The 23,844-nt window shown below is 63.5% G+C and carries 22 protein-coding genes; 5 read left to right on the forward strand and 17 right to left on the reverse strand.

The window, feature by feature from the left end:
• Window positions 1–31: 31 nt before the first annotated feature.
• Entirely contained in the window at window positions 32–2,326 is a 2,295-nt protein-coding gene (locus NCT03_RS11765) for an NADP-dependent malic enzyme (RefSeq protein WP_250492722.1), read from the reverse strand.
• 263 nt (window positions 2,327–2,589) lie between these two features.
• Here NCT03_RS11765 and thiL point away from each other — a divergent pair, with 263 nt between their 5' ends.
• Genes thiL through NCT03_RS11780 form a run of 3 tightly spaced genes read left to right on the forward strand, consistent with a single transcriptional unit; the run spans window position 2,590 to window position 4,663 of the window.
• A complete protein-coding gene (gene thiL, locus NCT03_RS11770; protein ID WP_250492739.1) occupies window positions 2,590–3,594 on the forward strand; it encodes a thiamine-phosphate kinase in 1,005 nt (334 codons plus the stop codon).
• Window positions 3,584–4,123 carry a phosphatidylglycerophosphatase A family protein gene (locus NCT03_RS11775; RefSeq protein ID WP_244826242.1) on the forward strand — a complete coding sequence of 180 codons (540 nt, stop codon included), beginning with the start codon at window positions 3,584–3,586 and terminating at the stop codon, window positions 4,121–4,123. Before thiL ends, NCT03_RS11775 begins: the two co-directional genes overlap by 11 nt.
• Before the next feature lie 39 nt (window positions 4,124–4,162).
• Window positions 4,163–4,663 (forward strand): CinA family protein, encoded by a 501-nt coding sequence (locus NCT03_RS11780; RefSeq protein WP_244826243.1) that lies wholly within the window; start codon window positions 4,163–4,165, stop codon window positions 4,661–4,663.
• 156 nt (window positions 4,664–4,819) lie between these two features.
• Here the strand turns inward: NCT03_RS11780 and pyrF are convergent, their stop codons facing one another.
• From pyrF to mpl, 16 genes are all read right to left on the reverse strand, one after another.
• On the reverse strand, window positions 4,820–5,632 hold the full coding sequence (pyrF, locus tag NCT03_RS11785) for an orotidine-5'-phosphate decarboxylase (protein WP_250465655.1): 813 nt from the start codon (window positions 5,630–5,632) through the stop codon (window positions 4,820–4,822).
• Window positions 5,633–5,764: 132 nt separating this feature from the next.
• Window positions 5,765–6,898 (reverse strand): aldose 1-epimerase, encoded by a 1,134-nt coding sequence (locus NCT03_RS11790; RefSeq protein WP_250492723.1) that lies wholly within the window; start codon window positions 6,896–6,898, stop codon window positions 5,765–5,767.
• 82 nt (window positions 6,899–6,980) lie between these two features.
• A complete protein-coding gene (locus tag NCT03_RS11795) occupies window positions 6,981–7,856 on the reverse strand; it encodes an SMP-30/gluconolactonase/LRE family protein (RefSeq protein WP_244826246.1) in 876 nt (291 codons plus the stop codon).
• Window positions 7,847–8,635, reverse strand: a complete 789-nt coding sequence (locus NCT03_RS11800) for an SDR family NAD(P)-dependent oxidoreductase (protein WP_244826247.1) — start codon at window positions 8,633–8,635, stop codon at window positions 7,847–7,849. Before NCT03_RS11800 ends, NCT03_RS11795 begins: the two co-directional genes overlap by 10 nt.
• Window positions 8,636–8,710: 75 nt before the next feature.
• Window positions 8,711–9,727: an L-arabinose ABC transporter permease AraH gene (gene araH, locus NCT03_RS11805; protein ID WP_244826248.1), complete on the reverse strand. Its 1,017-nt coding sequence runs from the start codon at window positions 9,725–9,727 to the stop codon at window positions 8,711–8,713.
• A 24-nt stretch (window positions 9,728–9,751) separates the two neighbouring features.
• The gene (gene araG, locus NCT03_RS11810) at window positions 9,752–11,266 is read right to left on the reverse strand and encodes an L-arabinose ABC transporter ATP-binding protein AraG (protein WP_250465661.1); all 1,515 of its coding nucleotides are present in this window, start codon (window positions 11,264–11,266) and stop codon (window positions 9,752–9,754) included.
• A 59-nt stretch (window positions 11,267–11,325) separates the two neighbouring features.
• Window positions 11,326–12,333: an arabinose ABC transporter substrate-binding protein gene (locus NCT03_RS11815; protein ID WP_244826250.1), complete on the reverse strand. Its 1,008-nt coding sequence runs from the start codon at window positions 12,331–12,333 to the stop codon at window positions 11,326–11,328.
• 113 nt (window positions 12,334–12,446) lie between these two features.
• Complete coding sequence (locus NCT03_RS11820) at window positions 12,447–13,226, reverse strand: SDR family oxidoreductase (RefSeq protein WP_250492724.1); 780 nt, start codon at window positions 13,224–13,226, stop codon at window positions 12,447–12,449.
• Window positions 13,223–13,909 (reverse strand): 2-dehydro-3-deoxy-6-phosphogalactonate aldolase, encoded by a 687-nt coding sequence (locus NCT03_RS11825; protein ID WP_250465664.1) that lies wholly within the window; start codon window positions 13,907–13,909, stop codon window positions 13,223–13,225. The genes NCT03_RS11820 and NCT03_RS11825 overlap by 4 nt, the downstream gene beginning before the upstream one ends.
• Window positions 13,910–13,927: 18 nt before the next feature.
• Window positions 13,928–14,890 (reverse strand): 2-dehydro-3-deoxygalactonokinase, encoded by a 963-nt coding sequence (locus tag NCT03_RS11830; RefSeq protein ID WP_244826253.1) that lies wholly within the window; start codon window positions 14,888–14,890, stop codon window positions 13,928–13,930.
• Window positions 14,887–15,768, reverse strand: a complete 882-nt coding sequence (locus NCT03_RS11835; protein ID WP_250492740.1) for an IclR family transcriptional regulator — start codon at window positions 15,766–15,768, stop codon at window positions 14,887–14,889. The genes NCT03_RS11830 and NCT03_RS11835 overlap by 4 nt, the downstream gene beginning before the upstream one ends.
• Before the next feature lie 443 nt (window positions 15,769–16,211).
• The gene (gene mtgA, locus NCT03_RS11840; RefSeq protein WP_244826254.1) at window positions 16,212–16,964 is read right to left on the reverse strand and encodes a monofunctional biosynthetic peptidoglycan transglycosylase; all 753 of its coding nucleotides are present in this window, start codon (window positions 16,962–16,964) and stop codon (window positions 16,212–16,214) included.
• Complete coding sequence (aroE, locus tag NCT03_RS11845; protein ID WP_250492725.1) at window positions 16,964–17,812, reverse strand: shikimate dehydrogenase; 849 nt, start codon at window positions 17,810–17,812, stop codon at window positions 16,964–16,966. The genes mtgA and aroE overlap by 1 nt, the downstream gene beginning before the upstream one ends.
• Window positions 17,813–17,873: 61 nt before the next feature.
• Window positions 17,874–19,964, reverse strand: coding sequence for a ribonuclease catalytic domain-containing protein (locus NCT03_RS11850; RefSeq protein WP_250492726.1), 2,091 nt, complete (start codon window positions 19,962–19,964; stop codon window positions 17,874–17,876).
• Window positions 19,965–20,045: 81 nt separating this feature from the next.
• Window positions 20,046–20,645 (reverse strand): YqiA/YcfP family alpha/beta fold hydrolase, encoded by a 600-nt coding sequence (locus NCT03_RS11855; RefSeq protein WP_244826257.1) that lies wholly within the window; start codon window positions 20,643–20,645, stop codon window positions 20,046–20,048.
• Window positions 20,642–22,036: a UDP-N-acetylmuramate:L-alanyl-gamma-D-glutamyl-meso-diaminopimelate ligase gene (gene mpl / locus NCT03_RS11860; protein ID WP_250492727.1), complete on the reverse strand. Its 1,395-nt coding sequence runs from the start codon at window positions 22,034–22,036 to the stop codon at window positions 20,642–20,644. The genes NCT03_RS11855 and mpl overlap by 4 nt, the downstream gene beginning before the upstream one ends.
• A 218-nt stretch (window positions 22,037–22,254) precedes the next feature.
• Here mpl and NCT03_RS11865 point away from each other — a divergent pair, with 218 nt between their 5' ends.
• Both NCT03_RS11865 and NCT03_RS11870 read left to right on the forward strand, forming a co-directional pair.
• Window positions 22,255–22,902, forward strand: coding sequence for a UDP-N-acetylmuramate--alanine ligase (locus NCT03_RS11865; RefSeq protein WP_244826259.1), 648 nt, complete (start codon window positions 22,255–22,257; stop codon window positions 22,900–22,902).
• A gap of 14 nt (window positions 22,903–22,916) precedes the next feature.
• Window positions 22,917–23,456: a TlpA family protein disulfide reductase gene (locus tag NCT03_RS11870; protein ID WP_250492728.1), complete on the forward strand. Its 540-nt coding sequence runs from the start codon at window positions 22,917–22,919 to the stop codon at window positions 23,454–23,456.
• Window positions 23,457–23,844 lie beyond the last annotated feature (388 nt).

A 23,844-nucleotide genomic window follows, 5' to 3' on the forward strand; every position in this document is an offset into this window, starting at 1 on the left:
TCGTCGTACAGCAGACGCTCAGTTCATTCGTTTACCGTGCAGCCGTCGCGTCCGCCACGAGCAGCGCCGTCATGTTGACGATACGCCGCACCGTCGCCGATGCCGTCAGCACATGCACCGGTTTTGCCGCGCCGAGGAGCATCGGACCGATGGCAATGTTGTTGCCCGCCGCCGTCTTCAGCAGGTTGTACGAAATGTTCGCGGCGTCGATGTTAGGCAGGATCAGCAAATTGGCGTCGCCTTCGAGCGTCGATTCCGGCAGCACTTCCTTGCGCAGACGTGAGTCGAGCGCGACGTCGCCGTGCATTTCGCCATCGACGTCGAGATCGGGCGCGCGTTGCTTGAGGATAGCCAGCACCTCGCGCATCTTCTGCGCGGTCGGCGCGTTGCTCGTGCCGAAGTTTGAATGCGACAGCAGCGCGATCTTCGGCACGATGCCGAAACGCTTCACCTCTTCCGCCGCCATGATGGTGATTTCCGCGAGCTGCTCGGGCGTCGGGTCGACGTTGACGTGCGTGTCGGCCAGGAAAATCTGGCGGCCCGGCAACACGAGGCCGTTCATGGCCGCGTAGACCTTCGCGCCTTCCTTCTTGCCGATCACCTGATCGATGAAGTGCAAATGCCGATGCGTCGTGCTTACCGTACCGCAGATCATGCCGTCGGCTTCGCCCTTTTCCACCAGCATCGCGCCGATGAGCGTGGTGCGGCGGCGCATCTCGAGCTTGGCCATCTGCTCGCTGATACCCTTGCGCGCCATCATCTTGTAGTACGTCTGCCAGAAGTCGCGGTAGCGCTCGTCGTGATCGGTGTCGACCATCGTGAAGTCGACATCCGGCGTGAGACGCAGACCGAACTTCGTGATGCGCTGTCTGATGACCGCCGGCCGGCCGATGAGAATCGGCTTGGCGATTTTTTCGTCGACGGCGATCTGCACGGCGCGCAGCACGCGCTCTTCCTCGCCTTCCGCGAACACGATGCGCTTCTTCTCCGGCTCCACGCTGCGCGCGAGCTGGAACACGGGCTTCATGGTCGTGCCGCTGTGGTAGACGAACTGCTGCAAGTGCTGTTCGTAGGCGTCCATGTCCTCGATAGGACGCGTCGCCACGCCGCTGTCCATCGCGGCCTTGGCCACCGCTGGCGCAATCTTCACGATGAGACGCGGATCGAAAGGCTTCGGAATCAGATACTCGGGGCCGAACGACAAGTCCTGAATGCCGTACGCGGTCGCGACGATATCGCTTTGTTCCTGACGCGCCAGTTCCGCGATTGCGTTCACCGCCGCGATTTCCATTTCCTTCGTGATGGTGGTCGCGCCCGCATCGAGCGCGCCACGGAAGATGAACGGAAAGCACAGAACGTTGTTGACCTGATTCGGGTAGTCCGTGCGGCCGGTGGCAAGCACGGCATCGGGGCGCACTTCGAGCGCGAGTTCCGGCAGGATCTCCGGCGTCGGATTGGCAAGCGCGAGAATGAGCGGCTTCGCGGCCATGCCCTTGACCATTTCCTGCTTGAGCACGCCGCCTGCCGACAAGCCGAGGAACACGTCCGCGCCTTCCATCACTTCGGCGAGCGTGCGCGCGCTGGTCTCGCGAGCAAAGCGTTCCTTGTCCGGGTCCATGAGTTCGGTGCGGCCTTTATAGACCACGCCGGCCAAGTCCGTGACGAAGATGTTCTCTATCTTCATGCCGAGATCGACGAGCAAGGTGAGACAGGCCAGCGCCGCCGCGCCCGCGCCGGACGCCACGAGCTTCACTTCGGCGATGTCCTTGCCGACCACCTTCAGGCCGTTGGTGATGGCTGCCGCGACCACGATAGCCGTGCCGTGCTGATCGTCATGGAAGACGGGAATCTTCATGCGCTTGCGGCACTCGCGCTCGACGATGAAGCAATCCGGCGCCTTGATATCTTCCAGATTGATGCCGCCGAACGTCGGTTCGAGCGCGGCGACCACTTCGACGAGCTTGTGCGGATCGCTTTCGTTGAGCTCGATGTCGAACACGTCGATGCCCGCGAACTTCTTGAAGAGCACGGCCTTGCCTTCCATCACCGGCTTGGAAGCGAGCGGACCGATGTTGCCGAGACCCAGCACCGCCGTGCCGTTCGACACGACGCCCACGAGGTTGCTGCGCGCGGTGAAGCGTGCGGCGTTGAGCGGATTTTCGACGATCGCCTCGCACGCGAACGCGACGCCCGGCGAGTAAGCCAGCGCGAGATCGCGCTGGTTGATCATCTGCTTGGTCGGCGCAATTGCGATCTTTCCGGGGACCGGAAACTCGTGATAGTCGAGCGCGGCTTCGCGAAGCTTGGTATTGGCGTCAGTCGTCATAAGGCGGGCTAGCAGTGCGGGAATTAGAATGGAAGTTCGAACGCATTGTAGCGCCATTCGTGTAGCGCTTTAGCCCACAGTCCATGCAATTCAGCTACAAGTGCCGTGACTTTAAAAGGTCTGATCCTGAAGCGCAGTAAGGCTTTCAGCGCATCGGCCGGTTTTTTCGAGACACGATGCGGGTACGTTCACCGCTCGCCGATGCATTTTGCCGTCCAATACATTTCTATCTTGCAGCGCAACAATCAGCCTTGACGCCCACGATGCTCTCCGAGTTTTCACTGATCGATCGATACTTCGCCCGCCGCGCGAGCCCGCCATCGTCACGACACGACAACGCGGCCGCCATGCCGCTTGGCATCGGTGACGATTGCGCGCTGATCGCGCCGCCCGCCGGACATCAACTGGCTATTTCCACGGACATGCTGGTCGAAGGCCGTCACTTCTTTCCCGATGTCGATCCGAACGCGCTCGGTCACAAGGCGCTCGCCGTGAACCTTTCCGATCTCGCCGCGATGGGCGCGAAGCCGCACGCGTTCTCGCTTGCGCTCGCCTTGCCGCGCGCCGACGAAGCGTGGCTCGCCGCATTCAGCGACGGCCTCTTCGCGCTCGCGCAGCGCTTCGACTGCGCGCTGATCGGTGGCGACACCACGAGCGGTCCGCTCAACATCTGCATCACCGTTTTCGGCGACGTGCCGCATGGCGCGGCATTGCGTCGCGATGCCGCGAAGCCCGACGACGACATCTACGTTTCCGGCACCTTGGGCGATGCCCGCGCGGGACTCGGCGCAATACGCGGCGAATGGCCGGCGGCGTCGTCCGCATGGAACGTGGCGCTCGAACGCCCCGAGCCGCGCGTGGCGCTCGGTCTCGCGCTGCGCGGCGTGGCGCACGCGGCGCTCGATATCTCGGATGGCCTGGCCGGCGATCTCATGCATATCCTCAGGCGCTCGAGCGTGCGCGCCATCGTCGATGCCGACGCCGTGCCGTGCTCCGATGCCGTTCGCGCCTTGCCCGAAGCCGCGCGCCGCCAATGCGCGCTCGCGGGCGGCGACGACTACGAACTCTGCTTCACCGCGCCGCGCGAGCGGCGTGACGCCGTGGCTCGCATTGCAGAACGCGTGGGCATGGCGTTGACGCGCATCGGTACAATCGAAGCGATGAGCGCGCCGTGCACGACGAGTACGCCCGCCATCGACTGGCGCGACAACACGGGCGCGCCGCTTTCACTGACGTTGCAAGGCTTCGACCACTTTCATGCAGACTGACCCGACCCCGGCGCTCCCGGGCGATCCCCCCACTGCGCGCGGCGCGCCGCGCAAGCCGAGCGCGCGCTTCATGCTCACGCATCCGCTGCATATTCTTTCGCTCGGTTTCGGCAGCGGGCTTTCGCCGATCATGCCCGGCACCGTCGGTACGCTCTTCGCGTGGGTTTCGTTCGTCGTGTTCAATCAGTATCTGACGGTGGCCGAATGGGGCGCGCTGATCGTCATCGGCTTTGTTGCCGGATGCTGGTTCTGCGGCTTCACCGCGAAGAAGATGAATGTCGCGGACCCGTCGGCGGTCGTGTGGGACGAGATCATTGCGTTCTGGCTCGTGTTGCTGCTCGTCACGCCCGCGACGTTCACCGGCCAGTTGTGGGCGTTCGTCGTGTTTCGCTTTTTCGACATGGTCAAGCCGCCGCCCATTCGCTATTTCGACCGCCATTTGAAAGGCGGCTTCGGCATCATGTTCGACGACCTGGTCGCGGCGTTCTTCTCGCTGCTCGTGATCGCGCTCTGGCGCATGACCGTCTGACGGTCGTTCTTCTCACCTTCAACCCTTCGGAACATCGTCATGGCAACCGATACCGTCGTTCACCAACTCGCGATTCGCGTCGGCAACAAGCTGCGCGACGAACGGCTGACGCTCGCGACCGCCGAGTCGTGCACGGGCGGCATGGTCGCGGCGGCGATCACGGATATTTCCGGCAGCAGTGCGTGGTTCGAGCGCGGCTTCGTCACGTATTCGAACCTCGCGAAGACCGAGATGATCGGCGTGCCGGCTGCGTTGATCGAGCAGCATGGCGCGGTGAGCGAGCCGGTGGCGAAAGCAATGGCCGAAGGCGCCTTGCGCAACAGCCGCGCGCAGGTGGCGGTGTCGATCACGGGCGTGGCGGGGCCAGGGGGCGGCAGCGAGGCGAAGCCGGTGGGAACGGTGTCGTTTGCGTGGAGCAATCGGCTGCATACGGCTGTCGAGACGCAGTTGTTCAAGGGCGACCGCGAACAAGTACGCACGCAGGCGGCGGCGCATGCGTTGAGGGGCTTGCTGGAGTTGCTGGAGCGCAGGGAGAAGTAAGCGGCGATGTGGCTTCGATCGCATCGCGTTCTGACTTCGCGGTATTGGTCGTGAGTTGGCGTAGCGTTGAAACGCCGCGAATTCATCGATACCCGCTGATCCACGTTTCAGCGCGGCTTCTATGCATCGTCGCATTGCCGAAGCCGCGCATCGTTCTTATCGATACGCGTTGATGGAATCGCGCGTTTTCTTCGCCGCGTCCGCAGCGGCTTGAGCGTAATCCTCGCCCTTGCTCGCGTAGATGATCGCGCGCGACGAATTGATCAGCATGCCCGTGCCGTTGCCAGTGCGGCCCGCGCGCACGGTTCTTTCGACATCGCCGCCTTGCGCGCCGATACCTGGAATCAACAACGGCATCTCGCCGACGATACAACGCACCGCTTCGATTTCCCTCGGAAACGTCGCGCCGACCACGAGTCCGAGCTGACCGTTCTTATTCCACCTTTCGGCCGCAAGCGTCGCGACCACGTGATAAAGCGGCCTGCCGCCTGTATCGAGAAACTGCAGATCGGAGCCGCCCGCGTTCGAGGTCCGGCACAACACGATCACGCCCTTGCCTTTATGCGCGAGATACGGCTCGATGGAATCGAAACCCATGTACGGGTTGACCGTGACCGCATCCGCACGATAGCGCTCGAACGCCTCGCGCGCATATTGCTCCGCCGTGCTGCCGATGTCGCCGCGCTTGGCATCCAGGATCACGGGAATGCCGGGATGCTTCTCGTGGATATGCGCGATCAGCGCTTCGAGTTGATCTTCCGCGCGATTCGACGCGAAGTACGCGATCTGCGGTTTGAACGATGACGCGTAAGGCGCGGTGGCATCGACGATATCGCGGCAGAACTCGAAGATCGCGTCCGAACGGCCCTTGAGCGCGGCCGGGAACTTCGACGGCTCGGGATCGAGACCGACGCACAGCAGCGATTGCGTGCGCGACCACGCGGCGTTGAGCGATTGAATGAAGGACATGGCGGGAGGCTTCTCGAAGAACGTCGATGGCACGCATTTTAACGTGCCGGCGTTCCACCCTACTCGTCCGAATCGTCCGGCAAGCCGCCGCTTTGATCGCTTGCTCTCAGGCGTCTGTCATCTGGCTTTCGTTCAGCCATCCACGCGTGCATGCGTTGCGCGTGCCTTCGCCTTCGCGCCGGAACCCGCGCGAGCGCGCGTGCGTGGACTGGCCCGCCGCGACGCATCGCCCGTTCGCTCGACCGTGAAGCGAAACGTACGCGCGAGCCGCTCGCCCGGTTCGAGCACCGTCATGCCGTGCGCCTCGCCTCCACCGGGCAGGTTCACCGCGTTGATCGGATGATCCACCGGCTCGAAACAAAAGAAGTTCTCGCCGGGCGGCGCGTAGAGCACGTAGTAGTCGGTATCGGCGGCGATGATGAGCGACAGCCGACGCCTGGGCCACAGCACGCTCGTGCGTCCGCTCCAGCCGGTGAAGGCGTTGTTCACCATCTCGGACGGCATCGGGTATGCCACGCCGAACTGCCACGCGGGCGGCGCGGGAACGTGACGCACCGGCAGCCAGTCGTCGCCGCAAAGCCACAGACCGCCCGCCGCCGCGGATAACTCCGTATCCGCTTCGCGCATCAGAAACGGATGCAGCCCGAGACCGAACGGCAGCGCCTGATCGCCCGTGTTCTGAACGTCGAGTGTCACGACGAGCGTCGCGTCGTCCAAGGCATAAGTCTGCGTTGCGCGATACGAATACGGCTTGCCGTCGCGCCGGTCGAGCGTCATGCGCACATGGGCTGCGTCTGCGTCTTCGTCTTCCACTTGCCACGCGCCGAGCCAGCCGTCGCCGTGAATGGGCAGCGGTTCGCCCGCGCGGTTGCACGGCACGTCGATGGCGCGGCCGGAAAACTCGAACTGCCCATTGCCGATGCGATTCGAATACGGCAGCAGCGGATAGCAGGCGAGCTTATTCGGATCGGTGTCCGGGCCCGGTTCGATGCAAGGTCGAAAGATCGGCACGAGCGCGCCTTCATGACGCCAGTCGAATCGGGTGATGCCGCCGCCGAGCGAAGGCGCGACATCGAGCCGCAAATGCGCGTTTGCAAGCGTGATGCAGCCAGCGACGCCCGCGCTGCCGATAGCGACCGCCGCGGTGCCCGGGCCGGGGCGTATCGGCGGCTCCTTGGCGGCGGCGAGACGAGAACGGCGGGCGTTCGCCTGCGCCGTGGATGCGGATACCGCGTTCGATCCTGTTTCTGTGCGCGCAGCAGTCATGGCTCGTACTCCAGCGAGAGGCGAAACGGCCCGGCGTGGCCGGGCTTGGGCGCGCTTGAACGCAGAGCGCGGCGCCTTGGTTTCATGGCTTGCCCTGAAATACCGCTTCTTCGATTCCGCGCACGCCCGGTGTGGCGATGAACACGCCGCCTGCATGCGGATCGGTCTGCAAGGCACGCTCGTTCAGTCCGACGCGCGCGCTCGTCACATACATCGATGCGAAGTCCGCGCCGCCGAACGCGACGCAACTCGGTTGCGCGCTCGGCACATCGACACGCGCGCTTTCGCGGCCATCGGGTGCATAACGCACCACGCGATAACCGCCCCATTGCGCGTTCCAGAGCCCGCCATCGGCATCGACGATGGAACCGTCGGGAACGCCCGTCGCATCGCTCAATTCGACGAACACGCGGTCGTTCGCGAAGCTCGGGTAATCGCACGCGCGAATCTGGCGCGTCGGGGAATCGCAGTAGTACATCGTCGCGCCATCTGGGCTGAAGCCGATGCTGTTCGAGATCGCGCAGTCGGGAAGCGGCAACCGTTCGAGCGACAAATCGTGATTCAGCCGATAGAACCCGCCGACCGCCTGCGCATCCTCCACGTCGTGCTTAGTGCCGAACACGAAGCGCCCTTCGCGGTCGCAGCGGCCATCGTTCAGACGCGTCGGCAAATCGGCTTCGACGAGCATGATGGTCTCGATCTCGCGCGTCGTCAGGTCGAAGAACGCGAGCCGCGATGCAAGGCCGAGCAGCAAGCGTCCCGCATCGGCGCACGGCGTGAAGCACGCGAGCCGCTCGGGCATTTCGAAGGATTCGCTTTTGCCATCGCGCGGATCGTAACGCCACAGACGCTTGCCTTCGATATCGGTCCAGTAGAAGCGGCCGCTTCGCGCGCACCACGTCGCGCCTTCGCCGAGCGCGCACTGGCTGTCGACGAGAAGGCGCGCTTTCACGCCCATCCTCCGTCGACGACGATATCCTGCGCGGTCAACATGCTGCTGTCGTCCGACGCCAGGAACAGCGCCGCGCGCGCGAGATGTTCCGGCATCAGTTCGGCGTCGATGCACTGGCCGAGCTTGATGGCTTCGCGGCCTGCGTCGTCTAGCCAAAGCGTCTTTTGCTTTTCGGTCATCACCCAGCCCGGCACGAGCGTATTCACGCGAATGCCGAACTTGCCGAGATCGCGCGCGAGGCCGCGCGTCATGCCCTGCACGCCCGACTTCGACGTGACGTAGACCGGGAAATTGCCTTGCTTGAGCATCCAGCTGATGGAGCCGAGATTGATGATCGAGCCGCCGCCGAGCTGCTTCATGTCTTCGATGACCGCCTGCGCCGCGAAGAACTGATGGCGAATGTTCACCGCGATGCCGGCATCGTACGATTCGGGCGTCACCGATTCGATCGAATGACGCTTGTCGTTCGCCGCGTTGTTGACGAGCACGCTGATGGGCCCGAGCGCCGAGCGCACATCGACGATGCCTTTACGCAAGGCGTCGATGTCGGTCAGATCGATACGCAGGAAGAGCGGCTTGAAACGGCCTTCGGGCAGCGACGCGCCGAGCCGGTCGGCGAGCGCTTCGCCCGCGGCCGTATCGATATCGAAGAACGCGACCTTCGCGCCCTGACCGGCGAAGTTTTCCACGAAGGACGCGCCGATACCGGTGGCGCCGCCCGTGATGAGCACGGTCTTGCCCGCGAGGCTGGGATAAACGGCGAGCTTCTTTTCAGTGGCTGACATGGGCTTGTTCACAAGAGTTTGGCTTCGCGAAAGCCGTATGGCTCTCGCGGCGATGCAAACGACACGACCGGAGGCTCAGTCCCGCGACCCGCGATTCTTCAGCTGATCGAGCAGCACGGCGGCCAGCAGGATCGCGCCGCGCACGAGGTACTGATAGAACGCGTCGATGTTCAAAAGGTTCATCACGTTTTCGACCGTGCCCATGATGAGCACGCCGATCACGACGCCAGAGATCGTCGCGCGTCCGCCGAGCAGCGACACGCCGCCCAGCACGCACGCGGAAATCACGTTCAATTCGAAACCTTCAGCGGCATTCGGCTGACCCGACGTGATCCGCGAAGCGAGAATGACGCCCGCGAGCGCGGTGACCGCGCCCTGGATCAGGAAGATCCACACGCGCGTGCGCTCCACGTTGATGCCCGCGAGCCGCGAGGCTTCCGGATTGCCGCCAATTGCGAGCGTATTGCGGCCGTACACAGTCTGGTTGAGCAATACGCCAAAAACGATGAAACATGCAAGCGTGACCCAGATAGGCAGGGAAATCCCCAGCATCGACAGTCCGCCGAGTTCGATGAAGGTGTCCGACGACACGCCCACCGCCTGACCGTGCGACACGATGAAGCCCAGGCCGCGCACGATTTCCATCGTGGCGAGCGTGGTAATCAGCGCGTTGATGCGCAGATAGGCGATCACCGCGCCGTTCACGAAGCCGATCACCGAACCCGCCGCCACCGCCGCGATGATCGCGATGAACGTATTGCCCGTCGCGTTCAACACCATCGCGCAAAGCACGCCGGCGAAGGCGATCGTCGAGCCGACCGAAAGGTCGAAGTCGCGCGAGGCGAGGCAGAACATCATCGTGCAGGCCACCATGCCGATCTGCGAGATCGACAAGGCCAGTCCGAGCATGTTTTCGATCGAAAAGAAGTGATCGACCGTCAGCGACATCGTGGCGAACATCACCACGAAGATCACGATCAGACTGTATTCCGTCAGTTGCTGATACCACTTTTGCTTGTCGTTTTTCTGCGGAATCAGCGCGTTCGCCACCGCCTCACCCGCTTGCCCGACGATGTTTTCTCTTGCTTCCATGATGTGCTCCCCTGTCTTCTCTCTTTAAGCCGCTTCCGCGACCGTGTCCGATTGCGGCAGCGCCAGACTCAACACCGACTGCTCGTTCGCCTTCCCGCGCGGCAATTCGCCCGCTATACGCCCTTGCCGCATCACGACGATCCGGTCGGACACGCCCAGCACTTCGGGCAGTTCCGAAGAAATCATCACGATGGCGCAGCCGCGCTCCGCCAGTTGATAGATCACGTTGTAGATCTCGTGCTTGGCGCCGACGTCGATACCGCGCGTCGGTTCATCGAGGATCACGACCTTGAGATCCGGCTCCGCGAGCCAGCGCGACAGAATGGCTTTCTGCTGATTGCCGCCCGACAGAAAGCGGATGCGCTGTCTGCGGCTCGGCGTCTTGATCTTCAAGAGCTGGATGAAGCGATCCGCCGTCTGCGCTTCCTTCTTGCGATCGAGGAACAAACCCGCGCGCAGATAATGCCTGCGGCACGAGATGTTGATGTTCTCCGCGACCGTCGCCATCGCGACAATGCCCTCTTCCTTGCGATCTTCCGGGCACAGCACGATGCCGTGTCGAATCGCTTCGCCCGTGCTGCGCACCTTGATCGGCTGACCGTCGAGTTCGATCGCGCCTTCCTTCTTCTTGTCCGCACCGTAGACGAGGTGCATCAATTCGCTGCGCCCCGCGCCCACCAGCCCGAAGAAACCGACGATCTCGCCGCGCCGCACTTCGAAATTCGCCGGCGCGCTCAGGGCGGCGCCTTGCAGGTTCTTGACCGAGAAGCGCACGTCGCCGAGCGGCCGCGCGCGATAGTTATAGATATCGCTGATCTCGCGGCCGACCATCTCCTGAACCAGCGTGTCGCGCGGCAAGTCTTTCAGCGAAAGATGCGACGCGATCTTGCGGCCGTCGCGGAAGATGGTGCAGGCATTGCACAGTTCGTAAATCTCGTCCATGCGATGCGAGATATAGATGAGCGCGCGGTTGTCCGCCTTCAGATCGCGCACGAGCTTGAAGAGCACTTCCGTCTCGCGATGCGACAACGAACTCGTCGGTTCGTCGAGCGCGATCACGCGCGCGTTGCGCAACAGCGCCTTGCAGATTTCCACCATCTGCCGCTGCGCGATCGAGAGCTTGCGCAGCTTGGCGTTGGGATCGAGATCGACGCCCATTGCCGTCAGCCGGTCGCGCACGTGCTTCTTCGCCTCGCGCTTGTTGACCCAGCCGAGCCGGTTCGGCAGCGCGCCGAGCAGCAGGTTCTCGGCCACGGTCAAGTCCGGCACGTACTGCAATTCCTGATGGATCACCGCGATGCCCGAAGCAATCGAAGCCGCGGCGCTTCCGAAATGCACTTCCTTTTCGTCGATGAGCACGCGCCCCGAATCGGGCTGATACTCGCCGCCGAGAATCTTGAGCAAGGTCGATTTACCCGCGCCGTTCTCGCCCATCAGACCGTGAACTTCGCCGGCGTTGACGTCGAACGACACGCCGTCGAGCGCGCGCACGCCTGGAAAAACCTTGCCGATATTGTCAAAACGCAGCGTCGCTGACACATCGCCTCCTTATGCTTCGAGCGAGCCACGCCACGCGCGGCCCGCTCTCGTCCAATGACTTAGTTCGATGCCAAGCCCATCTGCTGACGCACCGACGCCACGTTTTCACGCGTTGCCAGCATGCCGGTCGTGAGCGTGAGTGCCGGCGGCGCCTTGCCGTCCTTGATCCACGCGTACATCAGGTCCGAGGTTTCCTCGCCGTGACGCTTCGGGCTGATGATGACCGTGCCGTAGAAACCCGTCGGGTTCGGTTTCTTGAACTCGTTGATCGCCGAATCCGAGCCGCCGATGCCGATGCCGATCATGTTGTCAGCCTTGAAGCCACGGCCTTCCGCCGCGCGCACCGCGCCGAGCACGCCTTCGTCGTTGAGCGCGTAGGCCACCCAGTGCTTGAACTGCGGGTTCTTCGTGAGCGCGATGTTCGCGGCGTTGAACGCGTTTTCGGTGTCGGTCTTCGCTTGCGGCGCCATGATGATGTTCGCCTTCGGAAAGCCCGATGCCACGAGCGCGTCGGTGGCGCCGGCCGTGCGGTCATGCGCGGTCGGCAGCTGTTCGTAAGTCACGTCGATGGCGCCGACTTCCTTCACGTCCCAACCGCGCTTCTTGATCTCGGCCGCAATACCGTCGCCGACTTGCTTGCCGATGTTGTAAGCCGAAATGCCCATGTGCGGCACGGCTTCGATCGGCTTGCCGGAACCGTCGACGAGACGGTCGTCCACCGTCATCATCTTGAGCTTGTCGGCCTTCGCCTTGGCCACGATGCCCGGTCCGAGCTTGACGTCAGGCGTGCAGATGATGAACCCCTGAGCCTTTTGCGCGGCAAGGTTGTCGATCGCGCTCATGACCTTTTCGCCCGACGGCGCGCCGATCTTCACGAGGGTGAAGCCCTTCGCTTTCGCGGCCATTTCGGCGAACTTCCACTCGTCCTGGAACCACGGTTCTTCGGGTTGCTTCACCAGGAAGCCGATCTTGACGTCGTCGGCGGCTTGCGCAACCGGCGCGGCGATCATGGTGGCGCTCGTGGCCGTCGCAGCGGCGAGAAGCGTAAGGAACAGTCTGCGTTTCATCGTTTTGTCTCCCGACTTTTTGCTCGAATCATGCCCGCGCACGGGCGCTTAGTTGGTTGGCGGCCGCGTTTTTGTAGTGATGCCGCACCACGGCCAGTGCGTCATTCGTGACTTCAGTCGTGGTAGAGCGCAGAGCGCCCGCCATCGATCGTGATGCAACTCGCGTTGATGAACGGCGCCTCGTTGGATGCAAGGAACACCGCCGTCATCGCCACTTCTCGCGGCTGGCCGATACGCTTCATCGGCTGCAAATCCAATGTGGCCTGACGCGCGGCCTTTGGATCGGGCTGGCCGTTCCACCAGTCGAGCGTCAGTTGCGTTTCGATATAACCCGGCGCGATGGCATTCACGCGCACGTTGTTCGGCGCGTACTCGATGCCGAGCGCGCGCGTCAGTCCGATCACGCCGTGCTTGGCCACCGGATACGGAAAGCAGCCGGGGATGATCTTGAACGAATGCGTCGAGGCAATATTCACGATGCTGCCCGCGCCGCGCTCGACCATGCCGGGCAGCGCCGCGCGGCAGCCGTTCCAGACGCCGTCGAGATCGACGGCGAAGCAGCGCCGCCAGTCTTCGTCGGTCATCGTGAGCGGGTCGCAGAACACGTTGATGCCCGCGTTGTTCACGAGCACGTCGAGCGGGCCGAACGCGCTTTCGGTTTGCGCGACCGCTTCCTTCACCGATGCGCTTTGGGTCACGTCCGTGCCGATCGCGACGACGCGCGTCGAATTCGCTTCCTTCGCGATGCGTTCAGCCGTCGCTTGCGCCGTCTCGATATCGAGTTCGGCGAGCGCGACCGCCGCGCCCTCGCGCGCAAACGCCAGCGCGATCGCCGCACCGATGCCGCGCCCGGCGCCCGTGATCATCGCGACCTTGCCGGCGAGGCGGTTCATTGCTTCTCGCCCCGTGTGGAACGCGCGACCGCTAGTCCGTCGATGAACGCCTTCGCATGCGATGCCGTCGCCGTTTCGCTCTGCCCCGGCTTGTACAGCGCCGAGCCGAGACCGAAGCCGTTCGCGCCCGCGCTGAGAAACGGCCCCATGTTGTCCGGCGCGACGCCACCCACCGGCACCAGCGGCACTTCCTTCGCGATCACCGCGCGCCACGCCTTCACGACATGCGCGCCGAGTTGTTCGGCGGGGAACATCTTCAATACGTCCGCGCCGTTCTTGAGCGCGAGGAACGCTTCGTTCGGCGTTGCCACGCCCGGCGCGCAGGCGAGCCCCTGCGCTTTCGCCGCGCGCACGACATCGGCGTCGCTGTGCGGCATCACGATCAGTTCGCCGCCTGCCGCGCGCACGCTGTCGACGTAACTCGCATGCAGCACCGTGCCCGCGCCGACGATGGCATCGGCGGGCAGCGCCTGGCGAATCGCCGCGATGCTGTCGAACGGCTGCGGCGAATTGAGCGGCACTTCGATGATGCGAAAGCCCGCTTCATACAGCGCGCGGCCGTGCGCCTCGGCTTCCTCGGGCGTGATGCCCCGCAGAATCGCGATCAGCGGACACGCGGCGAACGCTTTCGCGAGGCCGCCGTGCATGCCGTAAGGCGCGGGTAGATTGATGGGCGGTTGCATTCGTTTCTCCTTTCCGTGTCACATGCGCGCGGGCTTGGCGATCAACCCGGCCTGCAATGCGATTCGATAAAGCCCGGATTCGGTCGCTTGCGCCACCGTCTGCGCGTCGTTGCATCCGTATTGCGCGAGAGCCGCGCGATAGCGGTCGCACAGCGCATCGTTGCCGATCAGACGCAACGTCTTGCCCGCGAGCGTCGCGTTCTCGCGCGCCAGCACTTCGTTCAGGCCGCGCAGTTCATGGCCGATCAAAAGTCCCGACAGATAATCCGGCTGCTCGGCCGCCGTGAGCTGACCGGTCAGTCCGAGTGTGCGCGTGCTGAAGATCGTCGCCAGAAGGCCGGCATGACCGGCATCGCGCGCGGTATCGACGCCTCTCAGAAACGCCGCGCTGTCCGGCTTCGCGTCCTGCTCCATCGTGCGGCCGAGGATGGTGTGATCGCGCAATGCGCCGAAGGTCTCGCCCGTCATGAACGTATAGAAGCGTTCGATCCGTCCCGCTTGCACGAATGCCCACTTGGCATGCGTGCCCGGCAGACCGATGAGCGCGCCACTCGCCGTGTTCAGCGACGCATCGCTCGCGAGCGCGCCGAAAATCTGCGTCTCCTCGCCGCGCATCACGTTCGGCAGCGTGCCGCGTTCGAGCACGCCCGGCACGACATGAACGGTCGCGCCCCGCGCCGCCTTTACCGTGACGATGCCCGCGACGAGCGCGTCGGCATCGGCGGGCGTTTCGACGTAAGGCGCCTCCATCCAACCCTGCGCGCTGCCGACCATGCCCGCCGCGATGACGGGTAGTTGCGCATTTGCGCTCAGCCAAGCGCCGCAGGTTTCCTCGAAAGCCTGATCGAAGCCGCCAGCGGGCAGCTTCATGATTCCCGCCGACGAAGCGCGCGTGTCGAGCGCGGCGCCCGCGGCATCGAGCAGATAAGCGCGCAGGGACGTCGTGCCCCAGTCGAGCGCGATCAGAACGGGCGCGCTCATCGCTTGATCCTGCGGTTGGCTTGCGGCGCGCGCCAGCCGAGTTCCTCGGAGATCGCGCGCGCTTCGCGCTGCACGACCGGAATCAGTTCTTCCATGCGTTCGTGGGGCATATAGGGAATCGTGCTCGCCACCGAAAGCGCCGCGACGATCGCACCCGACGCATCGCGCACGGGCGCCGCCACGCAGCGGATCGACGCCTCGTTCTCTTCGAGATCGAAGGTAAAGCCACCTTGCGAATAGCGTGTCATGCGCTGCAAAAACGTGTCCATGTCCGGCCGGTTCTCCGGCTTGAAACTCGTGCGGGCGAGCGCGCGCAGCGATGCATCGAGCAGCTTCTTCCAGACGTTGGCTTCGAGGTCGAGCATCATTGCCTTGCCGATTCCCGTCGATGCCAGCGGCATGCGATGCCCCACGCGCGAGCGCATTTCCAACCCGCGCGTGCCCGGAATCTTGTCGATGTAGAGCACGTCGTCGCCGTCGCGCACGCCGAGGTGAATGGTGTCGCGCGTGTGTTCCGCGAGCGATTGCAAATGCGGACGCGCGACCGCCGTGAGCGGCATCTGTTCGAGCGCGATGGTGCCGAGTTCGATCAGTTTCGGCCCGAGCAGATAACCGCCCTGCACTTGCCGGAGATAACGCGCCTGCACGAGCGAACTCACGAGCCGATGCGTCGTGCTGCGCGTGGTGCCGAGCGCCGCGCCGAACGAGCGCAGATCGCGCGCGCCGTTGGCGGCGGCTTCGAGAATCGCGAGGCCGCGCAAGAGCGTTTGCGTGCCTGCCTGTTGCGGCGTGATGTCGACGAGCGCGCTCGGCAGCGCGAAGGCGTCCGGATCGCGCCGATGATGGCCGTTGCTTTTCTTGTCGGCGCCGTCGTTCATGGCGTTGGCCGACATATCGCGCACGTTCGGCGCGGATTCGGTTTGTTCGATTTTAGTCATGCCGCTCGTTCCTCGATGAACACGACGCGCGTCATGCGAAGCGTGCAAGCTGGACGGCGCGCGCGGCACAAGCCCAAGCGCCCGCCGAAGCGATGACGAATCCGAAAGATGAGGCGCGTGACGCGACCCGCGAACGCGGGCAGGCGATCGATTGCATGACTTGTCTCCGTTGTTCTGGATATTCTTCGTCGCGCCCGTCTCGGAGGACCGGCGCGTGTGCTTTTTATGCTGTGGTCGGATTGTAGTTCCGCCTATCTCGATAATTCAATATGTGATCGCACTGTTCACATAATGGGAGTAAAGCTGACGGCCGACAGCCTTTTACAAACGAAAAAGCCCTGATAAATCAGGGCTTTAACTTGTTTATCGCGGCCAGCTAAATTTCACTCGGGCAACTCGGCCGCGCCCATTCGCCGCGCGATTACGTTGGCGCGCCTGGTCAGATACGGCGTCGCGCGGTGATCGTCGAAGTATTTCGGACGCGGCAGCATGACGGCAAGCCGTGCGCTTTGCGACGCGGACAGCTTTGCCGCCGTCGTCTTGTAGTAATACTGGGCCGCCGCCTGCGCGCCGTAGACGCCATTACCCCACTCAACCGAATTGAGATAGATCTCGAAGATGCGCTGCTTGTCCATCAGAAGCTCGAGCATCGACGTGATGACGAGTTCCTCGGCCTTGCGGATATAGCTTTTCTCGCGCGACAAGAACAGATTCCGCGCCAGTTGCTGCGAAATGGTCGAACCGCCCGCGACGATCTTTCCGCGCGCCTTGTTTTTTTCCCACGCTTGCAAGATGGCGTCGGTTTCGTAGCCGTTGTTATTGACGAAGTTGGAGTCTTCCGACGCGATGATCGCGCGCTTCAGATTGCGCGAAATCTGGTCGTACGGAACCCACGTGCGTTGCAGTTCGATGCCAGGACGCTCTTTCGCGAGGGTCCAGGCGTCGGCGCGCATGAAGGCCGTCGCGCCGGGATTTACCACGGTCCAGACCGCGATCTGCGCGAAGAAGTAGAGCTGCGTCGCGAGCGCGGCGATAACCAGCACCGACACGCCATAACCGATCCAGCGCGCGGGACCGAGCCGCACCCCGCGCCGCTGCCGCGTGCGCGTGTGCTCGGAAATGGGTGCGGTCGTCATCAGACTTTGGCTGCGAGCACCTGGCGCAGCTCGCGCAATACCGCGCCGCCGTCCGGGCGCACGCCGCGCCAGATGAAGAACGATTCGGCCGCCTGTTCGACGAGCATGCCGAGGCCATCCGCCGCGCGCGCTTGAAGGCGTTCGGCGTGCTGCATGAACACCGTTGGCTTCGCGCTGTACATCATGTCGTAGGCGAGCGTGCCGGCGCCGAACGCGGCGTCGTCGCAATCGGGCAAGGCGGCGTCGAGACTGCCCGCGGTCGCGTTGACGATGACGTCGTAGCGCCCTTCTTCCGCGCTCTTCGCGCTGCCACCCGCAAACCGCACGTTCGACGCGAGCGCGGCTTCCGCGAACTGATCGACCAGTTGCAGCGCCTTCTCAGCCGTGCGATTCACGATGGTGAGCGCCGCCGGCGAGCGATCGAAGATAGGCAGCACGACGCCGCGCGCCGCGCCGCCCGCGCCGAGCAGCAACACGCGCTTGCCCGTGAGGCTCACGCCGAGATTCACTTCGATGTCGCGCACGAGGCCGACGCCGTCCGTGTTGTCGCCGCGCACGCCATCCGCACCGAACGACAGCGTGTTGACCGCGCCCGCAGCGGCTGCGCGCGGCGAGAGTGTATTGGCGAAAGCGTGGGCGTCGAGTTTGAAGGGCACGGTCACGTTCATGCCGCGTCCGCCCGACGCCATGAACGTTCTGGCTTGCTCCTCGAAGCCGCCGAGCGGCCCAAGGATGCGTCCGTACTCGATAGGCTCGCCGGTCTGGATAGCGAATTTCGCGTGAATCCACGGCGATTTGCTGTGCTCGATCGGATTGCCGATCACCACGTATTGATCGCGTTGCGTCATCGCGCGCGTCCCGTGAGTTGGCGCGCGGCGTGCGCGCCCTGGATCATGCCGGCGCGCGGCTTCATTCCGCCCGCTCCGAAGACTCTTGCGATTCGCCTGCACCCTCGACTCCGTCGGCACCTTCGGCACCTTCGGCCGACGGCTCCGTCGCGGAGACTTCCGCCTGCGCTTCGGCTTCGCTTTCGGCGCTGAGATCGACGGTTTCGACGATCTCTTCCTCGGCTTCGTCTTCTTCCACCGGCGCGCTTTGCGTGGGCGCGTCGATCACGTGCAGCAGGCGGCACGACGCCTCGACGGTCAGTTCATCGATAGATACGACTTCGAGCATCAAACGCGTGCCGCGCGCATGCACGCCGAGTCCGGGCACATGCAGGATCAGCGGAATTTCTTCGAGACGCACCAGATCGTCCTTGATGACCGATGCCGGAACTTGCCGCTTGTTCTCCTGCTTGAGCCAGCGCAGACACCAGAAATACTCCATGCGGCGCTGATGATCGGCGTAAGCGGTGTAGGTATCGTCGAAACCTTGCACCACGGCGAAGAGATCCGCGTCCTTCGGTTTGAACGGCGCGGCGAGCTTGGCCGTCACGCCATGCTGAACGCACGCGAGCAATTGCCACTGATTCACGAGATCGACATAACGGCGCAGCGGCGAGGTGCTCCACGCATATTGCGCGACGCCCAAGCCTTCGTGCGGCGCGGGCGTGGTCTGCATGCGCGTGCGCTTTGGACCGGGACCGCCGAAACCGCGCTGCGAACGGTAAATGCCCGGTACGCCGTGATCGTTGAGAAACGCGCCCCACGACGAATTCGCGAGAATCGCCAGTTCGGCGACGATCAGATCGAGCGGCGAGCCACGGCGGCGCGGCGTAATGGTGATGTGCTCGCCTTCGACATAGAAATTGAAGTCGTTATTGCGCTGCACTTCGCGCTTCAGACCGTAAGTGGCGCGCGCCTGCTGTCGCTTTTCGAAGAGCGCTTGAGCCAGCGGCCAGAGCACGGCAATGTCCGCCTTATGCGGATAATCGCCGCTGCCGTCCGCGAGCGTTTCCTCGGTGACGTGTTCGTCGAGATGGTTGTGGCGCAGATTCGACTTTACGAATACACGTTCGGCGCGCGTTTCGGTGGCGACGATCTCCTGCGTCTCGCGATTCACGATGATGTAAAGCGACAGCGCCGGGCGCAAGCCGCCTTCACCGAGCGTGAAAACATTGACGACGTCGTCGGGCAACATGGTGATCTTGTCGCCCGGCATGTAGACCGTGGACAACCGGCCACGCGCAATCGCGTCGATCGCATCGCCCCGCGCGATGCCAAGCGCCGGCGCCGCAATGTGAATACCCACGCGCACGCGGCCATCGGAGAGATGCTGGACGGAAAAGGCGTCGTCGATTTCGGTCGTCGTGACGTCGTCGATGGAGAATGCTTCGACATCCGCTTCGGGCAAGTCTTCCGGGAAAGGCGCGGGTTGCAGCGACGGAAAACCGACGCCGTGCGGAAAGAACTCCGACAGGAACTTCGCTTCGTGCAAGGCGCGCGCCGAGGCAATTCCGCCGCATTCCAGCATGAGCCGCGCTTGCGAAATTCCGCGCGCGGCGGCGGCCGCTTCGAGCGCCTTGTACTCGATGGAGTTCTTGTCGGGCTTCGTAAGCAAACCGATTGCCTTGCCCGCGAGCGCCTCGGGCAACTTGCCCGCCTTCAGTTCCTCTTCGTAGCCCGCTTGCACGAGCGCCTGCTGACGCTTGCGTTCGAGCCCGGCAAGCGCCATCTGCAATTGCTCTTGCGGCGCTCGCTGATACTGCCCGCGCCCCTTGCGGCGAAAGTACACCGGCGCGCCATGCATGCGCAGCACGAGCGCCGCGCGTTCGGCCGCGCCGAATTTGTCGCCGAAGTAATCCGCGCCGAGCGTGGCGAACGGAAATTCGTCGTCGGGCGCGCATTCCCACAGAAAGTCGAGATCGATTTCCTGCGCGATGGCGTCGGCTTCCTGCATCAGCTCGCCCGCAGCGGGTTTATCGAATTCGATCAGCACGTCTTTCGCGCGCACTTTCGCACGCCGTCCGCCCGGCAATTCGACCTGGAAGGCATCGCCCTGTTTGGACAGCACCGATCCGGCCTTGAAACTACCCGATTCCTCGAAGAAAACGTTCACTCAATACTCTCGTAAAACGGTGGACCGGGTCGCGGCAAGCGCGCCGGCGGTTGAATGGGCTATGTCCTCGCGCCGCGCGTGTCACGCGGCCGCGGATGCGACGGCGGGCGGCGGTTCGCGTCCGCAGAACGCGAGCACGTCGTCCAGATAGTCGGGGAAGTCGCTGATGGCGTGATCGCCGCCTTCGATCAGCGTGGTGCGCACGCCGGGGTAGTGGGCGAGCATGGTGCGGTAATCGAGCACTTCGTCGCCGGTGGCCGCAATCAGATAGTAACGCTCGGCCTGCGTGATCTTCTCGACGGCGAGCGCGCGCAGTTCGTCCAGATGGCGCGGCAACACGGTGATGCTGCCGCCTCCATGCCACAGCGGCTGTTCGCCGAGATAGTGGCTCAGATCGCGCTGCGGCACCACGGCGGGATTGAGCAGCACGGCGCGCCAGCCGTGCTTTTCGGCGAGATACGTGGCGTAGAAACCGCCGAGCGAACTGCCGACCACGGTGATTTCAGCAGCGGACGTATTCGCGACGAGCGATTCCGCCAGTTCGATCGCTTCTTTCGGCGAGACGGGCAACACCGGACACTGCCATTCGCTCAGCCGCCCGAGGTCCGCCAGACGCGCACGCATGACGCGCGCCTTGAAAGATTGGGGCGAGGAGCGAAAGCCGTGTAGGTAGAGAATCACGCGTTTCCTCCGGACGGACGCGCCGAAAGTGCGTCGAGCAGCTTTTGATGCACGCCGCCGAAGCCGCCGTTGCTCATCACGAGCACGTGGTCGCCGGGGCGCGCGGCGGCCGCGACCGCCTTCACCAACGGTTCGATCTCGTTGAATGCCTGTGCCTTGTCGCCGAGCGGTGCGAGCGCTTCCGCCAGATCCCAGCCGAGTTTGTCGCGGCCATCACGCGCGCCGTAGCCGAACACGAGATTCGCGTCGGCGAGACTGCCGGGCAACTGCGCTTTCATCGTGCCGAGTTTCATGGTGTTGGAGCGCGGCTCCAGCACGGCCAGAATGCGCGCGTCGCCAATACGCGTGCGCAGGCCGGCAACGGTGGTTTCGATGGCGGTTGGATGGTGCGCGAAGTCGTCGTAGACGGTGACGCCATCCACGCTGCCCTTTACCTCCATGCGCCGCTTGACGTTGCGAAAGCTCGCCAGCGACTTGACCGCTTGCGACGCCGGCACGCCAACCGAGCGCGCCGCTGCGATCGCCGCGAGCGCGTTCATGCGATTGTGTTCGCCCTGCACTTGCCACTCGACCACGCCTTGACGCTCGCCTTCCCAATACACCGCAAATTGCTCGTCGACGCGCGCGCCCTCGGTCGCGGGTAGCGCTTGCCAGCCGCCATCCACACCGAAGCGTTCGACGCTCGACCAGCAGCCGCGCGTCAGCACGCGTTCGAGCGCGCCTTCGCGCCCGTTCGTGACGATGCGTCCGATGCCCGGCACCGTGCGCACGAGATGATGAAATTGCGTTTCGATGGCGACGAGATCGGGGAAGATATCGGCGTGATCGAATTCGAGATTGTTGAGCACCGCCGTGCGCGGCCGATAGTGGACAAACTTCGAGCGCTTGTCGAAGAACGCGGTGTCGTATTCGTCGGCTTCGATGACGAAGAAGCTCGAGTCGGTCAGTCGCGCGGAAATGCCGAAGTTGAGTGGCACGCCGCCAATGAGAAAGCCCGGATTCAAGCCCGAATCTTCCAGCAGCCACGCAAGCATGGAGCTCGTCGTGGTCTTGCCGTGCGTGCCCGCAACCGCCAGAACCCACTTGCCCGCAAGCACGTGCTCGCCGAGCCACTGCGGACCCGACGTGTAAGGCAGGCCGCGGTCGAGAATGGCCTCCATCAGCGGATTGCCTCGCGACACCACGTTGCCGATCACGAATAAGTCGGGTTCGAGCGCGAGTTGCTCGACGCCGTAACCTTCGATCAGTTCGATGCCTTGCGCTTCGAGTTGCGTGCTCATCGGCGGGTAGACGCCGGCGTCGCAGCCGGTGACCTTGTGGCCCGCTTCGCGCGCCAGCACGGCGAGTCCGCCCATGAAGGTGCCGCAGATGCCGAGGATGTGGATGTGCATAAACCGTGTCGCGCCGCGTGGGCGAAGAGTGCGGGAAACATGAAACGGCGCCGCGTGCACGCCGTGCGCGAAGACGCCTGGAGGCGCATATTGTAACCGACGCACTCCGCCACCTTACGCCCGCCGGCAGCCGATGCAAACCGGCGCGATCGAGGGCCGATCAACGCTCGATCGAGACCCGATCGAAGCCGTTCAACGATATCTAGTATTATTTCGCCATGGTTCGCAAATCACATTTCGATCCGCAGCGCGTGCGCGAGGAAATCGCCATCGCGGCTGCGAGAATGATCGCCGAAGACGGCCTCGACTACTCCACAGCCAAGCGCAAGGCGGCGCGGCAGGTGGTCGGCGAGGCGAAGATCGGCGGCGAGTTTTTGCCCGACAACGATCAGATCGAAGAGGAGATCCGCGAGTATCAGGCGATCTTCCAGAGCGACAGTCAGCCTGTCGTCCTGCGCCGCATGCGCGAGTTCGCGCTCGAATGGATGGAACGGTTGAAGCCCTTCGATCCTTATCTGACGGGCGCGGTACTCAACGGCACGGCGGGCGAGCATTCCGACGTCCACTTGCAATGCTTCTGCGACAACCCGAAGGAAGTCGCCATCTACTTGCTGAACGCGAACATTCAGTACGACGTGTCGGAGACGCGGCATTTCGCCGGGCGCGGTTACGTGGAAACGCTGAGTTTTTTGCAGCGCATACCCGGCGAGGAACCAATGGGCCTGCACATCGCGCTCTACGATCCTGACGACTTGCGCGGCGCCGTGCGCGCCGATGGCCGCGGACGTCTCGCGCGGGCGAACGCCGCGACGGTGCGCACGCTGCTCGATCATCCCGATACCCCGTCGCTCGAAATCAGCGGCTGACTCTATTTTTTCCTATGAACAGCAAACGGATTCTGGCGCTTCTAGTCGTCGCGGTCGCGGCGACGGTCGGCGGCTTCTACGCGGGGCATGTCTTCACCGGCGGCGAAACCGTGGCCGCGACACAGAACAACGGCAACGCCGTCGAACAATTATGGAAGGCCGCGCCGCCGGGAGCCTCGGGCACCGCGCAACCGCTTGCATCCTTCAAAGGAAGACCGGTCGTCGTGAACTTCTGGGCTTCGTGGTGCGGACCGTGCGTCAAGGAAATGCCGGAGTTGTCGGCGCTACATCGCGAATATGAGAAAAAAGGCATCACATTCATTGGCTTGGGAGTGGACAGCGAGAAGAACGTCAACGATTTTCTCGGTAAGGTGAAGGTGGACTATCCCGTCTATGTGACGGGCTTCGGCGGCGCCGACCTCGCGCGCAGCTTCGGCAACAACGCGGGCGGTTTGCCGTTCACCGTGGTGATCGACGCAAAAGGCGTGGTCCGGTCGACCAAGCTTGGTGAAGTCAACGTCGCCGAACTTAAGCGTACACTCGACGCGCTGTAAAAATTCGCTGCGTTTTTAACCGAAGTGTCGCTCAATAAGCAGCAAGTTAGCAGGTTGAACGCCGATCTTGCCGGAACTTCGCTCTTTCGCTACGACTTGTCCGAACTTCTGCCCTACTGATCAGACCCTGTCGGAACGGTAAAACTAGACAAAATTCTCTAAAGAGCGCTAAAGTGCGCCGAATTCCGCACAACCCGAAGCGACCATGAACACTCAACCGGTGCCGCAAGGCGACATTGCTGTCGAAACCGACACGCGTTTGGTGTTCGTCGACCAGCCTTTTCGCAGGCTATCGGGGAGCGCGCTTCAAAACCATCACGATGACGCATTCGACATGAACGCGCCTTGCGTGCCAATCGATTCTGCCGCCGCAACTTCGGCTCACGTT

Source organism: Caballeronia sp. GAWG1-1 (assembly GCF_023631465.1).
GTDB lineage: Bacteria > Pseudomonadota > Gammaproteobacteria > Burkholderiales > Burkholderiaceae > Caballeronia.

What these genes read in the sequence shown, in the direction of transcription:
- NCT03_RS11765 (WP_250492722.1), bottom strand. Translation starts at nt 2,326, where the DNA reads ATGACGACTGACGCCAATACCAAGCTTCGCGAAGCCGCGCTCGACTAT.
- thiL (WP_250492739.1), top strand. Translation starts at nt 2,590, where the DNA reads ATGCTCTCCGAGTTTTCACTGATCGATCGATACTTCGCCCGCCGCGCG.
- NCT03_RS11775 (WP_244826242.1), top strand. Translation starts at nt 3,584, where the DNA reads ATGCAGACTGACCCGACCCCGGCGCTCCCGGGCGATCCCCCCACTGCG.
- NCT03_RS11780 (WP_244826243.1), top strand. Translation starts at nt 4,163, where the DNA reads ATGGCAACCGATACCGTCGTTCACCAACTCGCGATTCGCGTCGGCAAC.
- pyrF (WP_250465655.1), bottom strand. Translation starts at nt 5,632, where the DNA reads ATGTCCTTCATTCAATCGCTCAACGCCGCGTGGTCGCGCACGCAATCG.
- NCT03_RS11790 (WP_250492723.1), bottom strand. Translation starts at nt 6,898, where the DNA reads ATGACTGCTGCGCGCACAGAAACAGGATCGAACGCGGTATCCGCATCC.
- NCT03_RS11795 (WP_244826246.1), bottom strand. Translation starts at nt 7,856, where the DNA reads ATGGGCGTGAAAGCGCGCCTTCTCGTCGACAGCCAGTGCGCGCTCGGC.
- NCT03_RS11800 (WP_244826247.1), bottom strand. Translation starts at nt 8,635, where the DNA reads ATGTCAGCCACTGAAAAGAAGCTCGCCGTTTATCCCAGCCTCGCGGGC.
- araH (WP_244826248.1), bottom strand. Translation starts at nt 9,727, where the DNA reads ATGGAAGCAAGAGAAAACATCGTCGGGCAAGCGGGTGAGGCGGTGGCG.
- NCT03_RS11815 (WP_244826250.1), bottom strand. Translation starts at nt 12,333, where the DNA reads ATGAAACGCAGACTGTTCCTTACGCTTCTCGCCGCTGCGACGGCCACG.
- NCT03_RS11820 (WP_250492724.1), bottom strand. Translation starts at nt 13,226, where the DNA reads ATGAACCGCCTCGCCGGCAAGGTCGCGATGATCACGGGCGCCGGGCGC.
- NCT03_RS11825 (WP_250465664.1), bottom strand. Translation starts at nt 13,909, where the DNA reads ATGCAACCGCCCATCAATCTACCCGCGCCTTACGGCATGCACGGCGGC.
- NCT03_RS11830 (WP_244826253.1), bottom strand. Translation starts at nt 14,890, where the DNA reads ATGAGCGCGCCCGTTCTGATCGCGCTCGACTGGGGCACGACGTCCCTG.
- NCT03_RS11835 (WP_250492740.1), bottom strand. Translation starts at nt 15,768, where the DNA reads ATGAACGACGGCGCCGACAAGAAAAGCAACGGCCATCATCGGCGCGAT.
- mtgA (WP_244826254.1), bottom strand. Translation starts at nt 16,964, where the DNA reads ATGACGACCGCACCCATTTCCGAGCACACGCGCACGCGGCAGCGGCGC.
- aroE (WP_250492725.1), bottom strand. Translation starts at nt 17,812, where the DNA reads ATGACGCAACGCGATCAATACGTGGTGATCGGCAATCCGATCGAGCAC.
- mpl (WP_250492727.1), bottom strand. Translation starts at nt 22,036, where the DNA reads ATGCACATCCACATCCTCGGCATCTGCGGCACCTTCATGGGCGGACTC.
- NCT03_RS11865 (WP_244826259.1), top strand. Translation starts at nt 22,255, where the DNA reads ATGGTTCGCAAATCACATTTCGATCCGCAGCGCGTGCGCGAGGAAATC.
- NCT03_RS11870 (WP_250492728.1), top strand. Translation starts at nt 22,917, where the DNA reads ATGAACAGCAAACGGATTCTGGCGCTTCTAGTCGTCGCGGTCGCGGCG.